This window comes from Streptomyces sp. NPDC055078 (assembly GCF_053607985.1).
The window spans coordinates 1-4,734 of sequence record NZ_JBSGUP010000637.1 but is presented as its reverse complement, the minus strand read 5'-3'; the positions used below and the strand labels follow the sequence as shown (position 1 = coordinate 4,734).

Here is a 4,734-nt window from a genome sequence, read left to right as displayed (position 1 = left end):
GGCGCCGGGCTTCCCGCCCGGCGCCCTCTCAGAGCGCCCGCTCCGGACCTCGATCAGTCAGGATCCTGCTCGGGGCGGGTCCGCTGGGCCCCGGCGAGCAGTTGGCGCGAAAGCTCGGTGTGAGGGTGCTGGGGGCCGAGAACCCGCTCACGATCAGCGAGTACGGATTCATGAAGTGCGAGAGCGCGGTCAGTGGAGTTCGCCATTTGCAGGGTGTAGGCGAGGTTGCTGCGGACGGTGAGTGTCTCGGGGTGTTCGGGGCCGAGGCCCCGTTCGTGCTCCGCCAATGACTGCTCGTACAACTCGATCGCCTCGGGGAGATCACCGACCGCCCGGTAGGAACTCGCCAGGTTCGCACGCGCGTTAAGGGTGTGCGGATGGTCCCGGCCGAGAGTCTGTTCGTAGTCGGTGAGGTTGCGTTCGTTCAGCTCCAGGGCACTGCGTGCGTCGCCGCTCAGGGCATACAGGAATGCGAGGTTGCTGCGGGCCACCAGGGTGTCCGGGTGATCCGGACCAAGAACCCTCTCACAGTCGGCGAGATTGCTGAGATGCAGAGGTGCGGCACTCTCCAGATCACCCGAGGCGCGGTGTGCGCTGGCCAGGAAACTGCGGGCCGCGAGGGTGGTTGCATCATCCGGACCGCGGACCCTGGTGAAAGCGTTCACAGCGCGCTGTGCGTAAGGAATTGCCAGGTCGAGATGCCCTTCGCGCTGCAGAAATCCAGAGGTGAGAAAGCAGATCTCGGCGATTTCCCTGGTGTCTTGCTCGGGGCGCAAGAGACCCAGCAAGGTATGGATATGAGGCAGCAGTTCCCGCCATCGACCCCAGCCGGCGACGTTGGAAAACGGGTCGTCGGGGAGTGACTGCCGCATCAGACGTTCGGATCGCTGTCGGGCTTGGTTGATCAGTTCGGCTGCGCGGTTCGGATCTGCCGGGTCCGGTGTACGGGCTACGGCCTGCACCAGGCTGTGCATGGCGAACGTCTGCCGGGTAAGCGTGATCATGCTGTAGGTATGCATCAGCGCGAGGGCATCGTCCACGACGAACGGATCGTCGTGCAGGGTGTATGCCAATTCCCTCGGTACCGGTTCGGAGGAGAACCAGGCGAAGGTGCGAAGGATCTCACCCGCAAGGGGCACCTCCGCGGTGATCACCTGGAGAGACAGCTGCCAAATGCGGGCGATGGTGCGCTGGTTATGTTCCTCACCTACCGCTCCCGAGGGCGTGGTCGCGGCGAACATCCGGGCCGGATATCCGCGCAGGCGCTCCAGGTAAGTGGCGGGAGTGATCGCGGTGCATTCGATGTAGGCGGCTGCCTGCTCCAGGGCCAGCGGCAGGTGGCCCAGTTCCGTAGCGATCTGCTCAAGGAGGGAATCGTCGGAGCCATTCGCGTGGTTGGCGTCGATGATGCGCACGAGCATATCCACCGCGGCGTCGGCGGGAAGCGATTCCACTGCCAGTGGCTTGGCCAGTCTGTGCCACCCCGTCGAGCGACGGCTGGTGATGAGATGCCGCCCACCACTGAGCGGGCCGATAACGGCCTCAAGGTCCCGCGATGATGCCGCGTTGTCGAACACGAGCAGCCAGTCCTCGTGTGTCTGAAGCCAGTTGATCGCCCAGGCGGCACTCTCGGAGGTGCTCTGTGCGACGAGGTTCCCAGCGGGATTGATGGCGGCGGCGAGGCCGGCCAGCGAGGTGGTGATGCTGCTGGGCTCCTCCGCCGAAATCCACCAGACAGGGTTGTAGCGCCCTCGGTGGCTATGAGCGAAGTGCAGAGCGAGAGTGCTCTTGCCCACCCCGCCCAAGCCGTATACGACTGACGGCGTCATCGGAAGCTCGTCGTTCATCGCCGCACGGAGCTTGGCCATATCCGACTGTCGATCGACGAAGACAGGACTGTGCGGGGCAGGCAAGTTGGTCAGGGCGCTGGGCGCAACCACATCGGCGGGCGCGTTGAGGGCGGCGGCGGGCAAGTGCACGGTGCGGTATTCGATCACGGCGCCGTCGCCCGTACTCATGATGCCGTTGTTGATGCCCGCCGCTGCCGCGCGGACCCCCGAGGCCGCGGCGCCTGGGGTCCGAGTCATCGCTGGATGGTGGCGTCGCTGCCTGTGCTGATGATCCCGGTGTTGTTCTGTACTGCCACGGCCCCTTCACCGGAGGCGGTGAAGGACGTACCGTACGGCGCCACCTCGCCGACGACAGCCAGAGCATCCATGACGCGCCTCCCCCTTGACCAGCATCGGATGACAGAAATCATGACACGGAAGCGACCAGCCATCCACTGTCCTCCTGGATGCCGATGTCCCCCGTGACCTCGTGGATCCGCCCGACAGGGCACCGACCCATATGCTCTCGGAGGTGAGCAGCTTCAGGGTCACCATCGATGGCAGGACAACCCGGCACAGGTCGTTGCAGGCAGCGCAGTTCGAGATCATGGAAGCCCTGACCAGCCTGTTGAGCCTGGACCCGGCGGGTGCCGCACAAGGTGTGCTGATGGCCAAGCGTGCCTTCACCGAGGGCACTGTCCAGCATGCGCTCGACACCCGGCGCAGCTGGCTCACGACCGTCTCCGTTCAGGGCAGGCCCGTGAAGCTGACCATCGTCAAGAGACGTTGGCTGTGATGCGGCCCCTTCGCTGAAGCGGCCCGCGTCCCGGGCAACCGGGATCGCCGCCCGCCGCGTTCCCCTGTTGTGGAGGACCGCATACAACGGCGAGGACTGACAGATGGGCTCCCATGCCGACGACGGCGACTTCGAGGCGTTCGTCGCCGCCCGGGGCCCGCGGCTGCTGCGGATGGCCTGGCTGCTGACCGGGGATGCCCATCTCGCCGAGGATCTGCTGCAGACCGTGCTGGCGAAGGTCTGGCCCAAGTGGCGCAGGATCGCGCCGGATCATCCGGAGGCGTATATCCGGAGGGCGATGGTGAACACCCATGCCTCCTGGTGGCGCAGACGCTGGCGGGGCGAGGTGCCGCACGGCGATCTCCCGGACGGGGCGTCGGCCGGGGATCTGTACGCGGATGTCGATCTGGAGCAGTCGCTCGCCGCGGCGGTCCGCGCCCTGCCGGTGGGCCAGCGTGCGGTCGTGGTGCTGCGGTATTTCGAGGATCTGAGTGTGGAGGAGACCGCGGCGACTCTCGGGTGCGCGCCGGGCACGGTCAAGAGCCAGGCGTCCAAGGCGCTGCGCACCCTGCGGACGCTGATCCAGGACGCGCCGGCGGAAGGGAGTGAGCACTGTGCGCAGCGGTGACGCCGATGGTGACCGCGACCACGCGGACATGGTCGACCGGGCGGATCTCACGGACCGGGCCGACCGGGTGGGCCTCGCGGACCTCACGGACCGGGCCGACCGCGCCGATCGGGTGGGCCTCGCCGGACCCGGGGACCGGGCGGTCGAGGACGAACTGCGGGTGTTTCTGCGCAGGGTGACTCCGGATCTGCCCGCCCCCGAAGGGCGGCTGCGGCAGGTGCGCGAGCGGATCGCCCGCCGCCGGCGCCGGGTGATGGGGGCCGCGGTGTTCACGGTGACCGCGCTGGCGTTCGCCGGGGCCCTGCTGCCGCCCGCCCTGCGTGACACCGGCACCCCGCCCTCCCGGGCGTCCGCCGCGCCCGCCGCCTCGCCGGTACCCACCGCCCCGGCGGGACCCGGCCTGGTGGCCTTCCCCGAGCAGGGCTCCCTCACCCTGCGGCTGCCCGAGCGCTGGCATGCCCTGGCGCTCCCCGAATCCCTGGAGTACAAGGAGATGGCCAGCGGCTACGTGTCCACCCGGCGGCTCGCGCCCTACCGGCTACCCTGCGCCAAGAAGCCGGAGCGGTGCGCACCGGTGGGTGCCCTGGGGCGCGGTGATGTGCTGCTCAAGCTCGACTACGGCCGCGAAGGGGACTTCGCCGCCCAGGCGAGGAAGCTGGAGGGGAGGCTGGCCAAGGAGAAGTTCAACCACGGCTACTGCGACGACGTCGGCGCCCCCACCTCGTACACGACGCTGATCCCCGGTCCCGAACTCGACTCCTACGTCAACGTCGTCGTGTGCGCCGCCCCGGGGACGCCGTCGGTGCTGATCGACGGCGTGGGGGCGATGCTCACCAGTGCGACCTTCGGCGGTGTCGGCGCCTCCCCCGTGCCGTCACCGCCCCGGCCGTCGGGCACCAGGAGCGCCCTTGTGGACCCGCCGCCGGGGGTGCGGTGATGGGACGCCGTACGGCGGCGTCGGCCCTGCTCGGGGCGGTGCTGCTGCTCACCGGCTGCACCGTGGGAGGGCAGGAGGGCCCGCCTCCCGCGACCGGCGCCCCTGCCGCCGCCGACGCCGCCGCGCCCTTGCCCCGGGCCGTGCGCGCCCAGGGCCCCCGGGAGATACCCGGGCTCGGCCCGGCGACCCGGGCACGGATCGGCGACCGCAGCCGGCAGGCGCTCGTCGTGACCGGCGGGTCCCTCGACTCCGACCGGGCCACCGCCACGCTCTACGAGCGTCACACCACCCGGGGGTGGGGGGCCGTCTCCGGCCCGTGGCCCGCCCGCAACGGCCGCCACGGCTGGTCCGATGACCACCGCCGGGGTGATCTGAGGACCCCTATCGGCGTCTACGGGCTCACCGACGCGGGCGGCCGGCTGAAGAACCCGGGCACCAGGCTCCCGTACGACCGGGGCCCGGCGTTCCGGGCCCCGGGGCGGAACCACGAGGGGGAGTCCCTGGCGGAAGCCTTCGACCACGTCGTCGCGATCAACTACAACCG

The 4,734-nt window shown here is 69.4% G+C and carries 5 protein-coding genes and 1 pseudogene; 4 read left to right on the top strand and 2 right to left on the bottom strand.

The window, feature by feature from the left end:
- Positions 1-53: 53 nt before the first annotated feature.
- Complete coding sequence (locus ACWF94_RS33770; protein WP_453497419.1) at positions 54-2,087, bottom strand: tetratricopeptide repeat protein; 2,034 nt, start codon at positions 2,085-2,087, stop codon at positions 54-56.
- Positions 2,084-2,218 carry a hypothetical protein gene (locus tag ACWF94_RS33765; RefSeq protein WP_453497417.1) on the bottom strand — a complete coding sequence of 45 codons (135 nt, stop codon included), beginning with the start codon at positions 2,216-2,218 and terminating at the stop codon, positions 2,084-2,086. Before ACWF94_RS33765 ends, ACWF94_RS33770 begins: the two co-directional genes overlap by 4 nt.
- Positions 2,219-2,361: 143 nt before the next feature.
- Between ACWF94_RS33765 and ACWF94_RS33760 the strand changes: the two genes are divergently transcribed.
- From ACWF94_RS33760 to ACWF94_RS33745, 4 genes and pseudogenes are all read left to right on the top strand, one after another.
- Positions 2,362-2,625: a hypothetical protein gene (locus tag ACWF94_RS33760; RefSeq protein WP_453497414.1), complete on the top strand. Its 264-nt coding sequence runs from the start codon at positions 2,362-2,364 to the stop codon at positions 2,623-2,625.
- A 103-nt stretch (positions 2,626-2,728) separates the two neighbouring features.
- Positions 2,729-3,253, top strand: a complete 525-nt coding sequence (locus tag ACWF94_RS33755; RefSeq protein WP_453497411.1) for a SigE family RNA polymerase sigma factor — start codon at positions 2,729-2,731, stop codon at positions 3,251-3,253.
- The gene (locus tag ACWF94_RS33750; protein WP_453497408.1) at positions 3,240-4,190 is read left to right on the top strand and encodes a hypothetical protein; all 951 of its coding nucleotides are present in this window, start codon (positions 3,240-3,242) and stop codon (positions 4,188-4,190) included. The genes ACWF94_RS33755 and ACWF94_RS33750 overlap by 14 nt, the downstream gene beginning before the upstream one ends.
- Positions 4,190-4,734: pseudogene (locus ACWF94_RS33745) on the top strand (hypothetical protein); the annotation flags it as partial. The gene ACWF94_RS33750 and the pseudogene ACWF94_RS33745, both read left to right, overlap by 1 nt.

Coding starts and splice junctions, on each gene's coding strand:
- ACWF94_RS33770 (WP_453497419.1), bottom strand. CDS start 2,087: ATGACTCGGACCCCAGGCGCCGCGGCCTCGGGGGTCCGCGCGGCAGCG.
- ACWF94_RS33765 (WP_453497417.1), bottom strand. CDS start 2,218: ATGGATGCTCTGGCTGTCGTCGGCGAGGTGGCGCCGTACGGTACGTCC.
- ACWF94_RS33755 (WP_453497411.1), top strand. CDS start 2,729: ATGGGCTCCCATGCCGACGACGGCGACTTCGAGGCGTTCGTCGCCGCC.